This is a genomic window from Shewanella sp. GJ50-10 (assembly GCF_055808815.1).
Map to the genome: position 1 here is coordinate 577,398 of NZ_JBVVSS010000001.1, position 22,703 is coordinate 600,100.

The window sequence follows — 22,703 nt, forward strand, 5'->3', positions numbered from 1 at the left end:
TTATAAGAGTAAATCTATGGGAACCAACTTCAGCAGCAATGCTGAAAAACAAGTCTTTATTACCGTGTAAACTAATCATTGTGTAAATTAGTCACTGTGTAATCAGACTGACTTTAATAAAAACGTTAACAACTCTTCTTGTATGAATAGCTAAATAGCCGTTCAAAAAACTGATAGCAACTGCTTACTCATTACAATCAGTAGCTAACTTCAGTCAGACCTTTTATCAAGTTTGTTAGTAAAAGGTGCTTACTCATTTGTTAGCGATAAAAGCATTAATAAGGCTTAATTCATCATGTCCACTGGAACCTTATCCGCTAAACAAGGTAAGGACTGTTAACTGAATTCTCACTAAATTAATAAAATGATACTAACATAATACAATATCAATTGTGAGATACGGGTCATATTTCATTGCAGTATTTATTGAGCTAGAATTTTAACTTGGCTAAGCCACTGTTATTTAAGGTTTAATGTTTTATTTGTGAATTGTGAATTGTGATTTTTCATGATCGAAATCACTGAAGTTCTTTTATCTTGTGCTATATTTGTATTACTTAATAGCTGGAGATAGCAAATGAAAGTCCCAAAATCTTTGTGTGCAGTCGCCTTAATGGGCATTTTTGCCAATAGTTCTGCATGGGCTGCAAATTTTGTTTTTTTAGACGAGGCCACATTGGCGGCTAATCGTGATTTATTACAATCAGATAATGTGCCAAAAGCTATGCAACACAGTTATCAGCAATTAATAGAAGAAGCGGATATTGGTAAACAAGCAGGCATTTTTAGTGTGGCACATAAAGGTTTCACTCCACCTAGTGGTGATAAAAATGACTATATGAGTATTAGTCCTTATTGGTGGCCTGATGAAACTAAAGCGGATGGCCTACCTTGGATACGCTTTGATGGAAAAACAAATCCAGCGTCTAAATCTGACGAAACGGATTCAGTGCGTATTGGTACTTTTACTCGAACTGTGCGTGCATTAGCTTTGGGTTATTACTTCAGTGAAGATGAGGCTTATGCCAATAAAGCTATTGAGCTCGTTCGTGCTTGGTATATAGATGATGCGACTCGGATGAATCCGAATGTTAATTTCGGTCAGGGTGTTCCTGGTGTTGCCGATGGAAGACGCAGTGGCTTGATTGATACCCGAACCCTGGTTGAACGAAATTTAGATGCGATAGCCATTTTATCTCAATCTCCTGCTTGGACAGACAAAGATGAGCAAGGGATTAACCAATGGTATAGCGATTATCTTGATTGGCTGATTGAAGATGACTTAAGTGGCGGACCAAAAGGTGAAGCTTATGCCCCTAATAACCATGGCACTTGGTACGATTATCAAATGGCAGGTATTGCTTATTTCCTTGGGAATGCACATTTAACTAAGCAAATGGTACAAAAAGGTAAGGTGCGGGTTGATACTCAGTTTGCTGAAGATGGCTCGCAGCCCCATGAGGCCCAACGTACTCGTTCGTATCACTACCATTACTTTAGCTTAGATCCACTAGTGGGCATTGCTCAGCTTGGCGATAAAGTGGGGGTTGATTTATGGCACTATGAAAATCAACAAGGGGTGTCGTTATCAAAAGGCATCGATTTTATGGTGAAGTACAACGACCCTCAAGCAAAGTGGCCATTTCCTGAAAAAGATAGCCGTAGGATCGCGCGTATGTCGCCTATATATTTAAAAGCAGGTCAGGCATTAGATAATAAACAGTGGATTAACTTAGCTAAAGAAACTGATTTTAGCCAATATACTGTAAGTAAAAACTTGGCAGAAGTATGGGCTCAACGCGAAATTGAATTGTTGTATCGTGCTGAGTAGTTGTTAATAACAGTTTTAAGCGAGTTTAATCACTCTCTTAATCAAAGTTCAGCCCAAATAAAAAAGCGAATACCGAGGTATTCGCTTTTTTAGTGTTAGATATTTGTATTGCCTGATTTTACTTACGTTGGATTTACTGACGCTGGCCTTTTATTTACGCTGACTGAGCCTATATAAGCGGGCAAAGCTATCTCGACTGCCTCTTGATAGCCTTTTTTGTTGAGCTAATAACAACTCCGCGGCACCGAGGGCATCGACTAAGGCATTGTGGCTATTATATTCAGGCAATCCGTAGCGTTTTCGGGTTCCTGCTAATGTTAGGTCGACATCTGAATAATGATCTATCGCAGTGGCAAAGTGCTTTTCTAAGCATAAGGTGTCGAGCCAGAGCAAAGGCAGAGTTGGTAGTTGCCAATATTTTTTGGCGTAGTAATTGATAAACTCAGCCTCAATCACTGAGCCATGAGCCACTAACACTTTGTCGCCTAGTTGAGTGAAGAAGTAACTCATGGCTTCATGAAGCGATACACCGTTAGCCAACATTTGCGGGGTGATATGGTTAATCACTGCTGACTCAGGTTTTACCTTATCAAAATGCTTTATATAAACATGCTGGCTATTAGCTAAATCAATTTGTTGATTTTTTATCACTACCCAGCCCATGCTGAGTATTTCATCTTCGACAGGATCAAACCCTGTGGTTTCAATATCAAGTACCACATAAGTCAGTTCACTGCACAAGGCTTTAAGTTCAGGTAATGGCGCTGAGGTTGGCTTGACTAAACTACTCATTAAGCTGTCTTTAATCTTAAAGTTTTCACGCTGCCTTTTTAAAGCTGACAGGGGATGAAAGTAATCTAAAAGACTCATTAGATATTTCCAAAGCGCAATTTAGCCGCATCTTGTTGATCTGCAATAATCCTAAAGGCATCTTTTAAATGTTTACGCTCGAAACTGCCAAAGGTGTCTGGATTAATGTGGTTGTCTGGAACTTTGCCTTCTTTTAAAGCGGTTAATTGATGACTGTATCTGAACGATAAAATAAACCGATAAGCCCCCATAATATTTTTAAAGGCGTCATCGCTTAACACTCCAGCTTTATTGGCAGCCTCAAAACGAGCCTCGGTTTGCAGCGCATCACTGCCCACAGCTAAAGCGTAAATTCGCGCTAAATCGATAATTAAATTAATCGCATACTTCTTAATATTGAGGGTTTTATTGTTCTCGCCACTTTTTTCTAATACCAAGGAGTTAAAAATACCGAGAGGCGGACTCGTGTTGGTGGCATCCTTTACCAAAATACCTAAGAACTCGGCATTGTTGCGAATGTGGGTATGCATAGATTCATGCAATTCTATTTCAAAGTTTGGGTTACCAAATACGGTTCTAATTTCTAAAAACACACTGATGTTTAATAGGCGTTCATATTCAGGGTTGGCGACCCATTTTTTATAATATTGCTTCCACATTAATAGAGGCTGACGCCACTTTTCAGTGGTGGGCATGTAATTGCCAGTGCAAAGAGGGTAGTCACAACGGTCAAGTCCTTGAGTAACAAAGTCTGCTAAATGCTTAAAGTAAATCCGATCATTATCGGTGGCGTTATCTGCTAAAACAATCGCGCTATCTTGGTCTGTTAAACAATGCACTTCATTTCGAGCGTGCGAGCCTGCGACAATCCAAGCAAAATCACAAGGCGGTTCGCCCAGCTGATCAATCATGATATTGATTAATCTTCGCGTGTAAGCATCAAAAATCATTGCCATCACTTTACCTATGGTTTCAGGAACGACTTTCCCTTCAACTAAGGCTTCGAAAATCGCTTGGCGCTCAGGGTTTAACTCGGCTAATTCTTTAACGCTGACGGCATACTTAATTTTTTCAATTAGGAAGATTGCCTGCATACGGTGATTTTGCACCAAATGGGTGGTGGTTAATAAGCCCACTACTTTATTGTTTTCAACTACAGGTAGGTTTCGTACGTTGTACTGCATCATGAGTGATGCAGCTTGCAACACAAGATCGTCAGGGCTGACCGTTAACGGGTTTGATGTCATTACATCTTTAATCGGATTATCAATCGGGTAGCCTTCAACGATGACGCGTTTAGTCATATCGCGATCGGTGATTAGCCCCACAATCTTGTCATCTTCATAAATAACGGCGCAAGAAGTACGCTTAATCATTCGCATTTCGTGGGCAACAGCCTGAATGCTCATGTCTGCGGTAACGACAGCAATTCGTCCGCTGGCGACATCTTTCACCTTACGGATGAACAATCCCTTTTCTTTATTAGACCACACAACATCTAATGCTGAGTTTAAGCGTACCTGAGCTTGGGAGGCAAAATGCTCGGCATATTCAGGTGTTTTAGAAAACAAGCTAAGCAAAGCAGAATGCGGAATCAGGTAAAGTAAGCAAGGCTCGATGGCAATGGCTTGGTAGCCTTGGTCATCATCGACATCTGAGTCTAAAAAGGTAAAACCGAATAAGTCTTCAGACTCTAGACGTGCGCGAAGTACACCGCTTTTTTTGCGTTGTTCCATGGCGCCAGAACGAACAATATAAAGATGCTTTTCTTCATTATCTGCAGATAAGTCGACAACTTCGCCTTGGGCTACATAGATAATTTTGACCACTTCAGCAAGATCGCGAACCACTTCTTTAGGCAGTTTATCAAATGGATCAATTTGGCCAATGAATTGGATGACGTTGGGAAGTAAAGATTCGTCCATCTTAATACCTTACGTAATATATGACTTAAGCTTGCCGATTAGAATCTAGCCGCTTAAGTTTATTTGGCTATTGTAATGTGAGTCAGCGTTTAAGCTTGGTTGTTTTCTCTTCAAGCTTAAACGCTTATCAATTGAGTTGCTTGAATAATTTGTTTTACATTTGGGCTTTAGCCACTAGTGCACATTGTGGGTAAATTTGTTTTTTAGTTTTGTTCTTGTTTCTTTAACTAGTCGAGTTCAAGTTACGGTACCCATAACTTGGACTCGCTAAATAAATAGCCTTACTGTGATTTAAAGATCATGAGTAACTGTAAGTTCAGTGAAGCCTACTTCAAATATTTGTCCTGCATAATCAGCCGAAGTCGTGATTTGCGGATATATACCAGCTTTAAAGTAATACTCTTCATCAAGCCAAGCTTTGTCTAAAGTGTACTCTTTACCATCATTAGCAATGATGGCTTCACCCCATTTTAATAACCTTTGATTGACTGTCCCTTCAATGGTTGTTGAAAGCGTAATGCCAGTGGTATCGACTTCAATAGAGTATTGCCAATCTTGGTAAGCTTCAGCAGTGCCAAGCTCAATACTAAATGGCTGACAAGTATCACAGGTTTCATTATTAGGTTTGAAGCTGTCATTTAATATGACTCTGACGGGTTTGCTTTCACCTTCCCACAGCACTTTAACTAATGCTTGCTTAATGTCTTTGCCGTGTACTTGACCCACGATCACTTTAGGCGTTGTTGATGAAATTTGTGGATATTGAATGACATTCAAAGTCGCATCTAATTGATGCGAGCCCGCGATAGGCCAATTCTGGTTGGTGGCTGAGCACGGATCTTCACTATCGTATCGATATAACTCTCTTAGCTCTGAACGAACATATTGAGCATTAGGTGTTGTGGCGCCATCTATTCCTAAATCAACGTTAAACACCATTTGCTGTGGACTTTGCTCAGTCCAAAAATAGGCAATATCAGTGTCATTATCCAAGGTTTGGTTGCTGCTGCATGTGGCTGGTTTTAATTCTGCGGCACTGCTTCCACCTGAGCCATAAAAGCTATCTTTGCTTTCTGGAATCGTTAACTTCCATTGCTCTATGGTCCAATTACAGGTTTCGCATGGCGGAGTTTCAGGTGGTGTAGTTTCTGGTGGTGTATCTGCCGGTTCTGAAGAACCTGAACAACCCAAAAGAGCTATAAGTAATACATTTATTAGAGCAATGCGTATTAACATAACGATAACTTTCCTTATTTGTAAGACAATATAGCTTACGATTTTAATCGAAAAAGTGGGAGGAATTTTTATTATTCTACCTAATTTGTAACATTTACTCGATACGTATGTTTGTTTTTTTGGTTATTTATTAATCTTTACGTGCTTGTATTAAGGCTTTATGTGGTCGTGTGATAAGTTTTATTCATAGAGTTACCTCTAATTAGTTACTTTATGAACGATCTCACAGTTTTTCCTACCAAAAGATTAATAATACAAATAAGCTTGTGTTAAATAATACAAATAAAAAGGGGAAGGTATGAGAAAGCGTATTATTGCTTCAGCTATTTCTTTGGTACTGCTAACGGGTTGTGCAGTAACAGAACCTGCGGTTGATGTTGTGGGGACAGCAACAATCACAGGAGCAATGGTTGAGCAAAATAATAAAAGTGCTATTGATGCGACGTCTTTGCAAACAGCAGATGCTGCCGCATTAAAAGATAAATTACTCACACTCCAAGATGGCGAAACACTCGTCATTGACGCTGGCAAATATGCCAACCTTGGTAAGTTCGATATCAAAGCAAATAATGTCACGATTAAAGCTGCGAACCCTGGCGAAGTTTGGTTTACGGGATTAGTACAGATTAATCTTCGCGGCGACAATATCACTCTTGATGGTGTGGTATTTACCGATGGCGGCCCAGCAGAAAGAATGGGCGGGGTGGTTTTCCGTGGTGACAATAATACCTTAACCAACTCTACTTTCTATTTTTTCAATGACGACTACCTTTATCAGCCAGATGACAAACGCGCTGAATATCCTAAATACTTGTGGATTTCGTTATATGGCAAGCACAACAGCCTAATTAACAACACTTTTGAAGGTAAGCATAAACGCGGCACATTGATTGGTGTTCAAAAATCAAAAGGCGACACGACTCCTGATTTCCACACCATTAAAGGCAACCTTTTTTATAACCAGCAGCACAACCAGTTTAACGAGTTCGATAACAAAGATGCGGTTCGTTATAACTCAAACAGCTGGGAAGCGATTCGTTTAGGTGATTCAAAGAGCTCTATTTACGCTTCGAAAACCTTAATCGAAGGTAACTTGTTCTTAAAGTGTGATGGTGAGACTGAATTAGTGTCATTAAAGTCTGGTGGTAACACACTGCGCGGCAATACATTTGTTGATAATGCTTCAATGATTTCAATGCGTCATGGCACCAATAACGTAGTTGAAGACAATGTCATTTTAGGCAACAACAAGAAACAGTCTGGCGGTATTCGATTTTATGATGCGGGTCATACCATTCGTAACAATTACATTGAACGAGTTATGGGGACGGGCGATGTGCGTGGCGGTATTGCGGTAAATACCGGTATTACAGATGTTGCTAATGGCGAAACGCTTAATAACGACGTCAAAGGCAAAGAGCTTAATAAGCAAGCCACACCTTATAAAGTCAGTATCGAAAACAATACTATTGTCGACTCTCGTCAAAACATCCTTTATTCAACTAAAACTCACCGTGTCAGCCTATATGACAATGCCAAAGTGAGTACGATTTTTGCCGGAACAGACATCTCTTTTAAAAATAATCTGTCTTACGCAAAAGGTTCAAGAACCCTAGCGTTAACTGGTAATGAGAGTGTTGCGCCGCTAGTAAATCCAACTTATGAAAACGATTTGTACTATGGCCCAGTGTCAGGAATTGAACTTCCTTGGGATGGGGTGATTTATCGAAACCCTAAACTAGAACGTGCTGAAAATGGCTTGCTAGAAGCAACCAATTTTGATGGCGGAGCTAAAGGTTTGAAAGTGTTAACGACTCAAGATACTGGTGCAAGTTACCGTATCAAATAATAACAAGATGAACATTAAACTCATTAATGGGGCAGTAAAATGAGAATTAAAAAACTATCGGCTTTTGTGGCCATTGCTTTATCTACAAGTTTATTAGCAGGTTGTGATTTTTATGATGAACCACCAGGAGACGGCGGTACTGATCCTGGGTTACCACCAGTAGAAACACCTGATGTTGCTGATGTCGTAGCATCAAGCTCTGCTGAATTACTAGCGGCCATCGATACAGCAACTGCAGGTGATGTGATTGGTTTAAACATTGCTGGCACGTTCGAAAATGTCGGGACTGTGATCATTGATAAAGCGATTACCTTAATTACCTCTGATGCAGACGGTGCAATTGATGATCCTGTTGCTGGGGAGCAAGCAGTATTATCGGGCGCTATTTGTATTGATATTCCTACTGAAGCCGCTGAAACCCTTCGTGGTGGCAGCCAAGCGCGTGTTTCAAACATTGCATTTGAAAACATCACCATGGACAGCTGTGGTAGTGGTGTAAGCACATCAAATTCAATTATTAACATTGGTAAAGTCGGTAAAGATAAAACGCCGGTTATTTTAGATAACTTAACTTTTGATGGCACAGGCTATGAAGAGTCTACCAGTGACAGCGCTGCTTGGGTTTACTCTCGCGGATTGGTCAATATCTCTAGCAGTGTTTTCACTAATAAATCTACCGATGCACAAAGCATGCTTTACCTTAACTGTGGTAGTTCAGCATCACGTGGTGGCAGTTACGCCAATGATACTGGCTCAATCATGACGGGTAATACTTTTGCTCTCGCAGAAATTAATGCCAATGATGCAACAAAAGCGACCACTATTGGTGTGCCAAGTAACTTAGGCCAAGAAAATAAAAACTGTGCAGCAACATTCACAGAGAACACTTTTGAGAAGTTTGGCTTCTTAATAAGCGAATCAAGTGATCAATCAACTGCACTTTACGATGTGTTTGGTGATACAACTCAGTCAGATAACCTTTTACCTGATGAAGAGACTGATCCAGGCCTTCCACCAGTTGATCCAGGTGTGGTTACAACTGTTGATGAATTAGTTGCGGCTATTGAAGCTGCAAGTTCAGGTACCACAATCAATTTAGATGTTGCTGGAGACTTTGCTAACGCAGGCACCATCGTTATAAACAAAGCTATCACTTTACAATCTACCGATGCAGATGGTGTGGTGAGTGAGACTGAGCAAGCGGTATTCTCTGGCGCAGTTTGTATCGATATTCCTACTGAAGCTGCTGAAGAGTTACGTGGTGGTAATCAAGCTAAGCTGACTAATATCGCATTTGAAAATGTTGTGATGAGTGATTGTGGTACAGGTGAAAGCGCCTCAACTTCTATCATTAACATCGGTAAAGTCGGTAAAGACAAAACAGCGGTTATCCTTGATAACTTAGCCTTTGATGGCAGTGGTTTTGAAGAATCAACGGGTGAAAGTGATGCTTGGGTTTATTCACGTGGTTTAGTGGATATTTCTGACTCAGTATTTGCTAATAAGTCTGCAGATGCGCAAAACATTGTTTACCTAAACTGCGGCAGCTCAGCTTCTCGCGGTGGAGTTAATACCGACCCTCGCGGTTCAATCATTTCGGGTAGTACTTTTGGCTTGGGTGCTGAAAATACTTCTGGGATGACCATTGCTGCAACTATTGGTGTGCCAAGTAACTTAGGCCAAGAAAATAAAAACTGTGTTGCAGAGTTCTCTGAAAACACCTTTGATAACTTCAATGAGTTAATCAGTGAAACCAATGACATCTCTACAGCACTTTATGATGTGTTTGGTGACACCACTGAAACCAATAACACAGTGACTGGCGGCGGCACAGATCCAGAGCCAACATATCCAGAAAACGTTGAAGAAGTGAATGCTGCAATTCAAGCTGCAACAGCAGGCACCACGATTACTTTAGGCGCAAGCTTTGAGTATTCAACAGGGGTTATCACTATCGATAGAGCGATTACATTAACAGGTCAAGATGGCGCAGCTATTTCTGGTAGTGCGTGTATTGATGTGATTGATGGCGCTGCAGGCGCGGAAATCTCAAACATCGCATTCAATAATGACTCTATTGCTAAATGCGGTCTTACAGGTGATGCCAAAGAAGCGGTAATTAACATCCAAAAAGTCGGTGAAGATAACATGCCGATAGTACTCAATAACCTTTCATTTGATGCTTCAGGTATTACTGAGCAAGACCAAATTGAAAACAAAGGTGCTTGGATACGTTCATACGGTTTCATCAACTTAACAGGTAGCGAATTCCTTTCTCAAAGCCGTAACCTTCAAAATGACATGGTCAAACTGACTTGTAGCTCAAGTAAAGGTCGCATGGGTACGCTAATTGATGGCAATACTTTCAGCATCATTGGTGACGGCAATAAAGAAACTGCCGCAGTCAAAATTGGTGACTCAAGTGGCGGCATTATTAAAGATGCTGACAATGAGAATACCTGTGCTGTGACGGTGAGTAATAACACCTTCACTGACTATACCCTTGAAGCGGTTAATGATGTAGGTAGTGGTGTACGCGATGCAGCAATTTTTGCTCGCTTACCTGCAGAAAGTACCAACGAATTCACTGATAACACTCACAACTAACTATTCCGAGAATTGTTAATTGAAATTGAAAAGGCATGTGCCGAGCACATGCTGGGTATTTAACTACCTACAGGAAGATATTTTAAGATGAAAAAATCAATTTTAGCCTTAAGCGTATTAAGTATAGTGAGTGGTTCGACATTAGTCAGTGGCTCTGCATTAGCAAATAGCACCATCACCATGAAATGGGAACATAAATTGTTAGATGGCAGAACTACTCGCCCTAAAGTCGAATTTAGCCACAGAATGGACAATGGTTTCATGTTTGGCTTTGAGCAAGTATGGCAATACGATCGCAGTAAGTCAGAACTTGAAACAGGTTATGCACCTGATCAGTATGAGTTCACGATCAAAACCGGTTACCGCCATCGTTGGGGCGATCGTAATGAGCATGAAGTCGGCCCAATCCTTGATTATCAAATCAAAGAGAACGCTAAGAAAATCCGCTATGGTGCTTTCTATGGTTACCGTTTAACAGAAAACTTTCGCATGAAAGTGCGTGCGCGTTACTCTGAAGATTTAGACCGTTTAAGCCTTAGCAGTGGCGTGTACGATGACGCTGTGGGTAAAGAGATGCGTTACGATCTTTGGTTAACTTATACGTGGAATGACTTTAGATTTGTCTGGGATGCAATTTACAAAGACAAGTTAGATGATAACGTTTTTGATAACAATAAAGGTAATGTGTGGGAGCACGAGTTAAGTGCTGAGTACCGTTTACCTGATGCCCGTGCCCATGCTTTTTATGGCAAATTTAAGTATAAAGCTGAATTGCTCAAAAATAGCCATTTAAACAGTGAATATGATTGGTATGGAAAGCGTGATAATGCAGTCGAAATTGGTTACAAATATCGATTCTAATCAGGTTTAAACGTATTCAAAAAAATAAACCGATGGTGTGTTAGCACCATCGGTTTTTTTATACATTTAATCGGGTTTTGTATGTTTATTATGGTATTGACTGAACTAGAGGGCGTTACGCTACTTTCCTTAGTTTGTTAGCAAAGAAATGACTTTAGAAAGACATTCAAATTGATGCTTTTATCTATCACGATACAAAGAATCAGATTTCTTATTATTAAAGACTAATTGACCATGATTCTATGGCGATAATTTGCTATGTTTTAGTAGCCATGAATAAACTCAGTAAAGTGACACATTTTATAACGATTGATCTAGGTTATTCATGTGCTTAAGAATGCCTTCCTGATAACATGTATTAGTCAATAAGAACTAAATAAAAATAAACTAGAGTAGCGCTTCTCCTTTTTTAGAACACCGACACTACTGAGTAAACCAAAGGGATTTCAATGAAATCGACCGAGCCAGATTTACATCTAAAATCGCTTATTCAACGAAAGTATAATCGAGCCGTTTTTTATACCTATATTGGTGTGATTGTGATGGCTTTATTGTCGGCTTGGATGTTGTTTGAACGCCAAAAAACACAACTAATTAAAGAGCGTGAAGAACAGGTTTTGCGTCATGTATTGCAAATTGATCTATTGCTTGAGTCCAGTATTCGCGCGGTAAAAAGCCTGCGAAATGTGGCGGTTGATAACTTACGATTGGGGGAGCTCGTTCGTAAAGACCGCTTGCCTCAATATGAAAAATTCAATGAAGATGGCCAATTTTTTACCCTAGAACCTAGCTATGCCATTAGTGGTGAACCGTTCACTAACATGGGGCGAATCACAGGCATGGGGTCGTTAGATGGTCGCAGCGACACCTTCTATCAAGAACTAGAAATGTTGTTTGAGCTATCACTGTCATTTCCTGTTGCTAAAGAAGCTGCACCTAAAGCTTCATCAATCTATTACATCTCAAAGCAGCGGATTATGTCGTCGTTCCCTTGGGCGACTAACGAGTCCCGCTTTAGGGAAGAGTTGTTAAACAAGAAGCAATTTCAACTTGCGACACCTGCGATGAATCCTCAACGTAGTGTATTTTGGCGCGAAGCTTATGTTGACTTAGCAGACCAAGGTTTACTTACTACCCTTGGTTTACCGGTATACCTTGAAGATGATTTTATCGGTTCAATCAACTTAGATATGACATTGGCATCGCTTGCTAAGCAAATGCGGATGTACTTTAAGATGCCAGGAACAGTGATATTGCTGGATCAATACAACAATATCCTGTCCCACAGTGACTTTGATTCCAATGATATGAACCGTGTTTATCATATCAGTCAGCGAATTCCGTCAGAGCTGCATTCCTTACCTGAATCAGAACTGTTTGATGCCCACGATGGCATATTGCGTAATGGTTATTATATTCACTCTGTTGCGCTGCAAAACCCACCTTGGCGTTTACTGTATCTGCAAGATGAAGATGTGTTATTTGAAGATGCCTGGGACAAGCTAAAGCTGACCTTCTTGTTAGTGGTTTTGGCACTGTCGGTGTTGGTGACGATTGTTCACTGGCAGACTCGTCGCTCATTCGTAAACCCAGCGTCTCGCTTATTAACTCATTTAGAAGCCTGTTCGCGTGAGCCAATTGCTGCACCGAAAAAAATTACTGAAGGTTGGGAGCCATGGTTCTTATTAGTGAGCCGAATTTTTGAAGAGAACAAGCAATATACCCGCCACTTAGCCGAACAAAACAAACGCTTAGATAATCTGGTGGCGCGGCGCACCCAACGTTTACGTGATACCACTGAGCGGCGTGAACGAGAGTTTGCGCTACTGCGTTCGCTGATTGATTCGATCCCAGAGGCCATTGTTTATAAAGATAAAGAAGGTAAGTATTTAGGCTGTAATAAGTCAGCTGAGTACATGCTGGGCTGCAAAGAAAACGACATGGTTGGCCAGATGTCATTAGCAACTACCCATGATCAAGGCGACAGGATCCGTGAGGAAGACCAAAAAGTCTTAAGCGATCGTTCATTACTGCGTTATCAAGAAAAAGTGGATATCGGTGGTAAAACCGTACTACTCGATACACTTAAACTGCCTTTTTATAATCGTCGCGGTGAGCTACTGGGTTTGATTTCGGTATGGCGTGATGTCACTCGTGAGTACGAATCGGCTGAGCAATTACGTTTATCTGAAGAACGTTACCATTTAGCGATGGACGCAGTAGAAGATGGTTTATGGGATTGGTATTTAGACTCTGAACAATTGATCTGTAACCCAGCGTTTTACTCAATGCTGGGCTATAAACCTAATGAATTCCCTGCGCTGATATCATCAACGGATGCACTTATTCATCCTGATGACCGTATGCGAGTTGAAGAATACCGAAGTGATTATGCTAAAAATCCTGAAGGTACCTATGAGATTGAGTACCGAATGCGGGCTAAGTCGGGCGAATATCATTGGGTGTTATCACGTGGTCGTGCGGTAGAGTTTGCTGAAGATGGCCAATCAAAACGTATGTTGGGTACCCATAAAGATATTACTCGTCAAAAGAGTAACGAAGTGGCCTTGCTGGAAGCGAAACAAGACGCTGAATTAGCTAACATGTATAAGAGTGAATTCTTGGCTAACATGAGTCATGAAATCCGCACGCCAATGAATGCGATTATCGGTATGTTGCAGTTAGCTCAGCGTACTCAGTTGACGCCGCAACAACAAGATTACCTAAATAAAGCCGGCTTCTCTGCTCAGTCATTATTGCGGATTATTAATGACATTCTCGATTTCTCTAAAATTGAGGCTGGTAAGTTAGAGCTTGAGCGAGTGTCATTCCCGTTAGATAAAGTACTCGATCATGTTATTGATATGAACGCACAAAAAGCCCAAGAAAAAGGGGTTGAGTTACTGCTTTATGCACCAGTAACAGCTGGATTGATTCTAAATGGTGATCCACTACGTTTAGGTCAAGTGTTGGTGAACTTACTATCTAACGCAGTTAAATTTACTCAAAATGGTGAAATTGAGCTGGGTTGTGAAGATGTGGGCGAGCGTGACCATCGCATTACCCTTAAATTCTGGGTACGTGATACTGGTATTGGTATTAGCAAAGAGCAGCAAGCTAAGTTGTTTGATGCCTTCTCACAAGCCGATGGTTCAACCACGCGTAAGTATGGCGGCACAGGTTTAGGCTTGTCGATTAGTAAACACTTAGTGTCGCTAATGGGCGGTACGATGGAAGTGTCATCTGAGCCAAATCAAGGCAGTACCTTTAGCTTTAATATTAGCTTTGAAATTGCCGAAGAGAATGTCGTTACCCCGTTAGTGGTCCCTGAGCAGTTGAATAATTTGACCACGTTAGTGGTCGACGATAATCCAAGTGCATTACAAATATACTCAACCGTAATGAGCGACTTTAGCTTTGAAGTTAAGACGGCACAAAGTGGCGCTGAAGCCCTTGAAGTATTATCTCACTCACCAGTTGATTTGTTATTGCTAGATTGGATGATGCCTGAAATGGGTGGCGGCGATGTGGTGGATATCGTTGATGAGATGGTAGCAGACGGTCGACTGAAAAAACGCCCTGTAATTATCTTAATGACGGCTTACTCAGCTGAGCCTTTAGAAGCTGAGTTTGATGAAAACCGCGTGTTTGCAATATTACAAAAACCTTTTAAAGCGTCAGCCTTATTTGATGAGATTATCGGTGCATTTGCTGCTGAGCCTAAGCTAAACGTAGCACCTGTTGTGGAAGAAGATCCTGAGCAAACCAAAGAAGCTGGTTTGGTGCTATTAGTGGAAGATAACTTTATCAACCAACAGGTGGCGACAGAATTACTTAAGAGCGCGGGCTATGAAGTAGTACTAGCTGATAATGGTCAAATAGCATTAGACATCATTGACACTAAAGCTTTTGATGCGGTGTTGATGGATATTCAAATGCCGGTAATGGACGGTTTAACCGCCGCCCAAGAGCTACGCAAGCGTTACTCTAGCGAACAAATGCCTATTATTGCGATGACGGCACATGCGATGTCGGGCGATAGAGAAAAGAGCTTAAAAGCTGGCATGAATGCTCATATTACTAAACCTATTGTGTTGAATGAGTTGTTTGATACGTTAGAGCATTGGATAGATTACAAGAATAGTCACAAGTCGTAGTTATGCAGACAGCGTTAGTTCTAGCCTAGCGCTGCTATTTGTATTAACTTGCTTAACGCTTGCACTGTTAAAACGTGAGTAACCCTGTTTTATCGAATTGGAGATAGTTGAATGATCCGCCACAGCATTGCACTTTCATTGGTATTAACCGCAATACCGGTTATGACTCATGCGGCTACACCTGCGCAAGAAGTGATAAAAAAAAGTGAGAAAGCCAGCGGGTTTATTAACTTTTACTATCAAAACCAATCAGGTGAGTTGTATGTAGAAGCCAAAAAACTTAATCAACCGTTTTTGATGATAACCAGCTTGCCACATGGCGTAGGGTCGAATGACATTGGCCTAGATCGTGGTCAGTTAGGTGAAACTCGAATGGTGCAGTTTGAGCGCCAAGGGCCGTTCATTTTACTAAAGCAATTAAACACCTTTTATCGAGCCAGTAGTGATAATCCCGCCGAGCGATTAGCTGTTAAAGAAGCATTCGCAGAGTCAGTTTTGTGGCGCGGAAAAGTCTTAGATGGCAAAACGCCCTTAGTCTCAATCAATAATTTAGTCCTTAACGATCTACATGGCGTAGCGCAACGTTTTGCTGATACCAAACAAGGTAATTACAGCTTAGATACCTCGCGCTCAGTGATTCTAGAAGAGGGTATTAAGTCTTTTGAAAAAAATGCAGACGTGGATGTATTACTGACATTTACTAGCCAGAAAGAAGGTGAGCACGTTCGCCAAGTGACTCCTGATGGTAAATTCGTATCGGTACGTATGCGTTACTCGTTTGTCGATTTGCCTGAAGAAGGATATCAGCCCCGCGAGTATCAACCAATGAGCGGTTATCTATCAGGTGAGTACTTTGATTACTCTGCGCCGATAGACTCACCAGTGAGCAAACGCTATTTACTCAGACATCGTTTAGAAAAAGTCACTCCAGGTCTTGCGTCTAGCGAAGTGGTTAAACCTATAACTTATTACCTCGACCCGGGGGTGCCTGAACCTATCCGCACAGCATTACTTGATGGTGCCCGCTGGTGGGAAGAAGCTTTTACTGAAGCAGGCTTTATTGATGGTTTTAAAGTGGAAATGCTCCCTGAGGATGCTGACCCACAAGATATTCGCTATAACATGATCCAGTGGGTTCACAGAGCGACCCGTGGTTGGTCTTATGGCGCATCAATTAAAGATCCTCGCACAGGCGAAATCATTAAAGGGCATGTGACCTTAGGCAGCTTGCGGGTTAAACAAGATCACTTAATCGCCCGTGGCTTAACAGCAGGGTGGGAAGACAGAGAAGCTGCTAGTGATGCATCAATGGCATTAGCGCTAGCCCGAATTCGTCAGTTATCGGCCCATGAAATTGGCCATACGATTGGACTGGATCATAACTTCGCATCATCTACTAATGACAATGCTTCGGTGATGGATTACCCGCATCCTAATGCCACATTAAATGGCGATAAAATTGATATTTCGGCGCCATACTCAGAAGGTATTGGTGAATGGGATAAATTTACCATTGCCTATGGTTATGGCAATGAAGCCAACATGGCTGAACTAGTACGTCAGGCGAGAACTCAAGGTTTACGCTACATTGGGGAAGCTGATTCACGTTCACCTTCATCTAGTCATGCTTATGCGAGCTTATGGGATAATGGTGCATCTGCCGCCGATGAGTTGACTCGATTAGAAAAAGTTCGCCGCAGCGCCATTGAGCAGTTTAATGCCCAAGCACTGCTTGAAGAGCAGCCGTTAGGCGAGTTGAGTGATGCGTTTGTGCCAATTTATTTGTTAACTCGATATCAAATCGATGCGGCTGCTAAGTGGATTGGTGGCAGTGACTACAGCTACCAACAACAAGGTTCGGCTGAACGTTGGCATTATCTTTCTCCCAAGCTGCAACATTCTGCATTAGCCTCATTACTTGATGTTATATCGGCCCAAAGCTTATCTGTTCCAGCTGAAGTGACAGAGATGCTAGTGCCTAAAGCAGGCAACTATCGTAAAACCCGCGAAAGCTTTGATTCTGGTATTGGGGTGTTAACCGATCCTATTGGCATGGCGGAAGTATTGAGTCGTCAAATTGCGAACAGGCTTTTAGCGCCCGAGCGCCTAAATCGTGTTAATCAAGGATTTATGGATGATTCAGAGCAGTTGTCAGTTGTCAGCTTAGTGGATAAATTATTGGCAAAAACTGTGTATCAAGACTTACAACGAGGCCAATTGTTAGCCGTACAAATGCGGGTAAACGCAGTGGTATTGGATGAAGTATTAGCCAGTTATCATGATGATAAAACTTCACCAGAAGTTAAAGCTCAGTTACTTGCTAGACTTCACTATGCTGAAAAACAACTAAAGCGTCGTAGTAATCGCGCCAGTAATTACCAAGCTGCCCATTTTGATTGGTTATTACAGGGCCTCGCTCAGGGAATAGAGTCGAAAGAATACCGCTTTATTGATAAGCCGCTGAAAATGCCCCCGGGTTCACCAATCTAATTGATTAAAAGCCTCATTTTTAAATGAGGCTTATTTGTTTCTGGTCTTAAAACTATTCACTTAGAGCTTATTTTTCTTGAAGCTTTTTTATCTAAAAGCTGATATTTCTAAAAGCTTAGCTTTACACTTGTTTGGGGTTTTTAGGGTAGAAATGATCAGCCTTACTGTCGATATGTGAAAACTGACGGGTATTCTTATAAGGGAGTTTCATAAACCCTGATACGCCGTGGCCTTGAATCTTAGTGGCATGATGTAAAATCCGATCAAGTGAAGCGCGAAAAGCCGCCTGTTTACGCGGATTTAATAGTCGTAAATAACTGTGCACTTTTAGGTGGTTAGGTAGCGCTTCAAAGATGATGCAACCGGTATGATGGATTTGGTTAATCCAGCCTAGTTCGGTCATGATTTCGGTTGGCAGCTCTAAGTTTTCCTCTGGATCTTTACCGTCTTCAAAGTAAGAGTGTAATCGCGACCGCCCCTCTGATGCAGGGACATCACCGACTTCAAAACTTAACTGCGCGTCGTTAACCATTTTGTAAGGTTCTGATGCGTTTTCTCGCTCCAAATGCAATGTGTCTTTAGCGTTAAAAAAGCAGGCTTTAAACACCCCGATACGCTTAATGCCACGGGCGAGGGTAACCATATTATTGACTGCCTTGATGAGTACATCTTTAGTTTCAGGGTCATAAATCGCAAGGTTTGAGTCAATATAAACCCCGCTTTTACGCCAATGGATAGCTAAGCCTCCTACAATCGGATACTGGGCTAATTTACCCACTGCAGCGACAAAGCCTTTTTCGGTATCCCCCATGCCTGCTAAGAAATTTCGGTAGTACTTCTCTAGTTGTACGTCGTCCATTTTGGCGATGGGATCTTGGGTGTTGTGCTCTTTTAAAAATGATTTTCGAGAACTATAGCTTACCGTTTCAACTTGTTTCTGTTTTGGCAGTACCCACAGTGGAATATCTTCGTGCAGTGGCTGAGTTTGCAAATTGGGCAAGTGCATTCTGTGGTTATGGCGCATACTTTTTAAAAAGTAATCGCCAGCAAGGTTTTGTCTTTCAACATCATCACTAAGCATGCCGTCTAACGTGCGTGCAAGCTCAATGGGCAGCCCCAAACTGCTAGCGGGTATCACTTTACTGCCAAAGCGACTGATTTGTCCTGAAGCTAATGCATATAAGGTGGCAGCGACACCTTGCTCATCAAAGCGTGGGCTGGAGAGTGCGCCGTTAAGTTGCTCAGAACCAATAAAGTAAACGTCACCCATTCTGGCATTAGTATGGTGTTGATCGCTCGACATCAAAGACATCACGTTATCTTCAACGGCTTTATTATGTTCATCACGTTGAGCGAAGACCGCAGAGCCCCAATCGATCAAAGACAGGTGATCATTTTCGATGTCATAGACTAAATTAGAAGGTTTAATATCGCCGTGAACAAGACACTTACCAGTGCGAAGGTAATAAAGTAGGTTGGCTAATTGGCGTGCAATACTAACAATCATTGCCACTGGTAATACGCCCAAACGATGACAGATTTTATCTAAATCCTCACCCTGCGCTCGCTCCATTACCATAATCCCTTGCTTACCTACCCGCTCAAATTTGATGCCGCTTGGCACGTTAGGGTGGACTAACTGACTTAGCATAAATGCTTCTTCTTCAAGTCGGTCTTGGACGCTACGGGGCAGGGTTATACGAGAGAATTTAAACACATGGGATTCGCCAATGTCGTTGGTGCCAGCAAATACAAAGCCATAAGCGCCTTTACCAATAAACTCGATATCGGCATAACCGAGTTTACTTAGTTGCTGGTTACATAATCGGATCCACGCGCGATGTTTACGGGCATCTTCAGCTTTTAATAAATAAACAGACTGCTCTTCATTAATATAAAAGTGTTGTAGCTGAGGTGTTTGCACTGGGTACTCCTGTTAGCTAACTCATCGGCGTAATGAATTAGAAACACCATAAACTCATATTTCGATTTATCAGGCAAGGTCTGCGATAACTTTTTACTATTATTAATGAGTAAAAAGCAAAATGAGCGACAGAACAGCTGCAATTAGGCCTAAAGTGAGTTTTATATTAGCTATTGCGCGTAAAGCTGCCTATCTCAAAAAAACGGAGTTGTAAACTTTGACATGAATCAATTTGTTTTTAGCGATAGACAGGTACTATTTAAGTGAATCAACGGATTCGGTTTAATCAAGGAGTGCTTATGCCTACCATTAATAAAGCTGACTTAATTCCACTATTTTCTTTTCCGCGTCAGCGTATTTTACAGTCGATGGAAGTAACGCATTGCCCACATGCAGTGTTCTACAATGCCAGTGATGAGCAATGTACCACTTGCCATCAAGGGGAAGAATGTATTTGGATGAATCACAATGATGAGCTAGTGGCGATTGAGAAGAAATCCGTTGAAGAGCTAAAGCAGCAATTATTGATCGCTGTGGATTTTATTGATTCAAATTTAAGCCCACACCATTTATCACGCCGCAACTGCCAATGTGATAACTGCAAATGGCTTAAGAAAGTGCAACAAGTGTTAGAAGGTAAACCTGAATAGTCTATTAGACTAGCTCACTTTAAGTTAGCAACTTGGTAAATCATCCATATTGGCAGCCATTATTAAAGTGAATAGCGCCTTAATAACAATCCCTATATCAGATTTTTCTGAGTGATTAAGTTTCTGCGCCATATTGCATATCACTATTTTTGTGATTACAGTGAAGCCCATTAGTTGTTGATAATATATCACTAGGGGTTTGTAATCATGGAGCCGAGTTTTTGGCACGAAAAATGGGATTTAAAACAAATTGGATTCCATCAACCGCAAATTAATGAATTTCTGGTTAAGTATTGGTCGCGTTTATCGTTAGCTACCTCAGCAGAGGTGTTTGTTCCATTGTGCGGCAAGTCATTAGATATGTGTTACTTAGCGGAGTTAGGGCATAACGTACTTGGCTGCGAACTAAATCAAATTGCAGTCGAAGATTTTTTCAAAGAAAACAACCTCCCCGTGACTCATCAAGTTAAAGGTGAGCATCAAGTTTACTCCACCGAGCAAGTTTCGCTTATTCAAGGTGATATATTTACCTTGCCGACAGAATCTACTCAATCAATTACTGCTTTTTATGATCGCGCTGCACTTATTGCCTGGCCAGAAGCAATGCGTCAGCAATATGCGACAAAGCTGGCAGCATTAATTCCTGCTGGCGTTAAAGGTTTACTGGTGACCTTGGATTACCCACAAGAAACCCTTAATGGCCCGCCATTTGCTGTTAGTCCGCAGTGGATTGAACAATATCTAGCACCTTTCTTTGATGTTGAGCTTTTAGAGTGTGCAGATGTTTTGGCTGACAATCAGCGATTTGTGAAAAAGAATGTTCCTTGGCTTAACGAAGCGGCTTACGTGCTGACTCGAAAAGTATCAAGCTGAAAATATCTGAATAGTTAAACGTTATTAAAGCTTCATATCTAATCAAAAGGCAATAAAAAAGCGACCACTAGGTCGCTTTTTTATTATGAGTAACTTAATTAAAAGTTATTTTCTCATTTAGAAGTCGTAACGCATACCTACAGTAAATACGTTGTCATCTTCTAAATCGATGGTTGGGCCACCGTCAAGTTGGTAATCACCTTCGTACATAGCGTAATGGCCATATACTAGAGTAGATTTAGAGATGCGGTAATCAGCACCTACAGTGATTTGAGTGATGCTAGCATCAGTAACAACACCATCTGCTGATTTTTGCTTAGTTAGGTAACGACCGAAACCACCTTCATCAACACCGTACTCAGCTTTTAAGTTAACGCCGTTTAGGTTGTAAACTACGTTTAAGAAGTAAGAATCACCTTCTTGATCAGTTGTTTGGCTTTCTGTGTTTTGGTATAAACCGCCAACTTTGAAATCGCCAAATTTAACTTGACCCACTGCACGGTAAGCATCGATGCCACCGATAGTGTTGTAAGCACCAGCTACATAGTAGTTTTGAGCTTTAAGTTTTTTATCACCAATCGTTGCACTCAATGCATATTGATCTTCATAAGACTCGTTGTCATCAGCATCAGTGTAGTTATCTTCCATTAAGTAAGTCGCGTTTAAGGTAATTAAATCAGCGATTTTTGGAGAGTAGTACCAGATACCATCTGCAGAACGAGTTTGACCTGCAACTAAACGGTCGATATCAGCATTGGTGTTACCGAAAACGTCTACGCCGCCTTCAGATTGCTTGAATACTGTGTCGTTACGACCAACTAATACAGTACCGAAGTTAGTTTTTAGACCTAGGTAAGTATTACGTGCTTTGAAAACATCTGAACTTGAAGAAGTGTTTTCAACTTGGAATTCCATTTGGTATAAAACTTCAACAGCATCAGAAATTTTTTCGCTACCTTTAACACCTAAGTGAGAGAAGTTGTTTTCGAATACTGTACCTTCTTTACCTTCTTGGGTAGTAACACCAAGATCAGAATTAGTTACTGCTAGGTCTAAACGACCGTAAAAATTTGGACCATCGGCTAGCGCACCGAATGAAGTTAAAGCAATAACTGAGGCTACAGATGCTGAGATTAGCGTCTTTTTCATCTTTTCATACTCCCTTATAGAACCGAAGTCCTATTCCCATTATGGGTGTTATAGTGAATTTCAGTTGCAAAAAACGTAATAGAAAATGCTTTTGCATAACGAACTGATCGGAATTTTTGCAGGTTTATAGGGGATAAGTTGTGGAGTAGGTCAAAGTTTTTGGTTTAACGTAATGATTTAAGGTAAAAATGTGACAAATTCGATACTTTTGAGCATTGGTTAACAGCTTTTTAGCAAACTACCTATTTATAGAGGTTCACAAGCTTTGTTAATTCGTGTAAGGCTTATCTGTATTGACTATGCGGCTAGTTAAGGTGTTGCTAAATTGTTAACTCTTAAGC

13 protein-coding genes are annotated in these 22,703 nt (G+C 41.1%); 8 read left to right on the top strand and 5 right to left on the bottom strand.

Annotation, left to right across the window (positions count from 1 at the left end):
• The first annotated feature begins 577 nt into the window (after window positions 1-577).
• Window positions 578-1,831, top strand: a complete 1,254-nt coding sequence (locus AC0L4E_RS02335; RefSeq protein ID WP_473677829.1) for an alginate lyase family protein — start codon at window positions 578-580, stop codon at window positions 1,829-1,831.
• Window positions 1,832-1,981: 150 nt separating this feature from the next.
• Here the strand turns inward: AC0L4E_RS02335 and AC0L4E_RS02340 are convergent, their stop codons facing one another.
• From AC0L4E_RS02340 to AC0L4E_RS02350, 3 genes are all read right to left on the bottom strand, one after another.
• Window positions 1,982-2,701: a 3'-5' exonuclease gene (locus tag AC0L4E_RS02340; RefSeq protein WP_473677830.1), complete on the bottom strand. Its 720-nt coding sequence runs from the start codon at window positions 2,699-2,701 to the stop codon at window positions 1,982-1,984.
• Window positions 2,701-4,566: a putative nucleotidyltransferase substrate binding domain-containing protein gene (locus tag AC0L4E_RS02345; RefSeq protein ID WP_473677831.1), complete on the bottom strand. Its 1,866-nt coding sequence runs from the start codon at window positions 4,564-4,566 to the stop codon at window positions 2,701-2,703. The genes AC0L4E_RS02340 and AC0L4E_RS02345 overlap by 1 nt, the downstream gene beginning before the upstream one ends.
• A gap of 291 nt (window positions 4,567-4,857) precedes the next feature.
• On the bottom strand, window positions 4,858-5,802 hold the full coding sequence (locus tag AC0L4E_RS02350) for a polysaccharide lyase family 7 protein (RefSeq protein ID WP_473677832.1): 945 nt from the start codon (window positions 5,800-5,802) through the stop codon (window positions 4,858-4,860).
• A gap of 298 nt (window positions 5,803-6,100) precedes the next feature.
• Between AC0L4E_RS02350 and AC0L4E_RS02355 the strand changes: the two genes are divergently transcribed.
• The 5 genes from AC0L4E_RS02355 to AC0L4E_RS02375 all read left to right on the top strand — a co-directional run bounded on the left by AC0L4E_RS02355 (window position 6,101) and on the right by AC0L4E_RS02375 (window position 17,766).
• Complete coding sequence (locus AC0L4E_RS02355; protein ID WP_473677833.1) at window positions 6,101-7,651, top strand: polysaccharide lyase 6 family protein; 1,551 nt, start codon at window positions 6,101-6,103, stop codon at window positions 7,649-7,651.
• A gap of 39 nt (window positions 7,652-7,690) precedes the next feature.
• Window positions 7,691-10,258: a hypothetical protein gene (locus AC0L4E_RS02360; protein ID WP_473677834.1), complete on the top strand. Its 2,568-nt coding sequence runs from the start codon at window positions 7,691-7,693 to the stop codon at window positions 10,256-10,258.
• An 87-nt stretch (window positions 10,259-10,345) separates the two neighbouring features.
• A complete protein-coding gene (locus AC0L4E_RS02365; RefSeq protein WP_473677835.1) occupies window positions 10,346-11,119 on the top strand; it encodes an oligogalacturonate-specific porin KdgM family protein in 774 nt (257 codons plus the stop codon).
• A gap of 449 nt (window positions 11,120-11,568) precedes the next feature.
• A complete protein-coding gene (locus AC0L4E_RS02370; protein ID WP_473677836.1) occupies window positions 11,569-15,276 on the top strand; it encodes a response regulator in 3,708 nt (1,235 codons plus the stop codon).
• Between the two features lie 111 nt (window positions 15,277-15,387).
• Complete coding sequence (locus tag AC0L4E_RS02375) at window positions 15,388-17,766, top strand: zinc-dependent metalloprotease (protein ID WP_473677837.1); 2,379 nt, start codon at window positions 15,388-15,390, stop codon at window positions 17,764-17,766.
• A gap of 121 nt (window positions 17,767-17,887) precedes the next feature.
• Here AC0L4E_RS02375 and AC0L4E_RS02380 read toward each other — a convergent pair whose 3' ends face one another.
• Window positions 17,888-19,690 carry a protein kinase domain-containing protein gene (locus tag AC0L4E_RS02380; protein ID WP_473677838.1) on the bottom strand — a complete coding sequence of 601 codons (1,803 nt, stop codon included), beginning with the start codon at window positions 19,688-19,690 and terminating at the stop codon, window positions 17,888-17,890.
• 299 nt (window positions 19,691-19,989) lie between these two features.
• On the opposite strand from AC0L4E_RS02380, the gene AC0L4E_RS02385 reads away from it, so the two are divergent.
• Window positions 19,990-20,340, top strand: a complete 351-nt coding sequence (locus AC0L4E_RS02385) for a hypothetical protein (RefSeq protein ID WP_473677839.1) — start codon at window positions 19,990-19,992, stop codon at window positions 20,338-20,340.
• Window positions 20,341-20,547: 207 nt separating this feature from the next.
• A complete protein-coding gene (locus tag AC0L4E_RS02390; protein ID WP_473677840.1) occupies window positions 20,548-21,213 on the top strand; it encodes a thiopurine S-methyltransferase in 666 nt (221 codons plus the stop codon).
• Between the two features lie 117 nt (window positions 21,214-21,330).
• On the opposite strand, the gene AC0L4E_RS02395 is transcribed toward AC0L4E_RS02390, so the two are convergent.
• Window positions 21,331-22,362 (bottom strand): porin, encoded by a 1,032-nt coding sequence (locus AC0L4E_RS02395; protein ID WP_473677841.1) that lies wholly within the window; start codon window positions 22,360-22,362, stop codon window positions 21,331-21,333.
• Between the last annotated feature and the right edge of the window lie 341 nt (window positions 22,363-22,703).

Coding starts and splice junctions, on each gene's coding strand:
- AC0L4E_RS02335 (WP_473677829.1), top strand. CDS start 578: ATGAAAGTCCCAAAATCTTTGTGTGCAGTCGCCTTAATGGGCATTTTT.
- AC0L4E_RS02340 (WP_473677830.1), bottom strand. CDS start 2,701: ATGAGTCTTTTAGATTACTTTCATCCCCTGTCAGCTTTAAAAAGGCAG.
- AC0L4E_RS02345 (WP_473677831.1), bottom strand. CDS start 4,566: ATGGACGAATCTTTACTTCCCAACGTCATCCAATTCATTGGCCAAATT.
- AC0L4E_RS02350 (WP_473677832.1), bottom strand. CDS start 5,802: ATGTTAATACGCATTGCTCTAATAAATGTATTACTTATAGCTCTTTTG.
- AC0L4E_RS02355 (WP_473677833.1), top strand. CDS start 6,101: ATGAGAAAGCGTATTATTGCTTCAGCTATTTCTTTGGTACTGCTAACG.
- AC0L4E_RS02360 (WP_473677834.1), top strand. CDS start 7,691: ATGAGAATTAAAAAACTATCGGCTTTTGTGGCCATTGCTTTATCTACA.
- AC0L4E_RS02365 (WP_473677835.1), top strand. CDS start 10,346: ATGAAAAAATCAATTTTAGCCTTAAGCGTATTAAGTATAGTGAGTGGT.
- AC0L4E_RS02370 (WP_473677836.1), top strand. CDS start 11,569: ATGAAATCGACCGAGCCAGATTTACATCTAAAATCGCTTATTCAACGA.
- AC0L4E_RS02375 (WP_473677837.1), top strand. CDS start 15,388: ATGATCCGCCACAGCATTGCACTTTCATTGGTATTAACCGCAATACCG.
- AC0L4E_RS02385 (WP_473677839.1), top strand. CDS start 19,990: ATGCCTACCATTAATAAAGCTGACTTAATTCCACTATTTTCTTTTCCG.
- AC0L4E_RS02390 (WP_473677840.1), top strand. CDS start 20,548: ATGGAGCCGAGTTTTTGGCACGAAAAATGGGATTTAAAACAAATTGGA.
- AC0L4E_RS02395 (WP_473677841.1), bottom strand. CDS start 22,362: ATGAAAAAGACGCTAATCTCAGCATCTGTAGCCTCAGTTATTGCTTTA.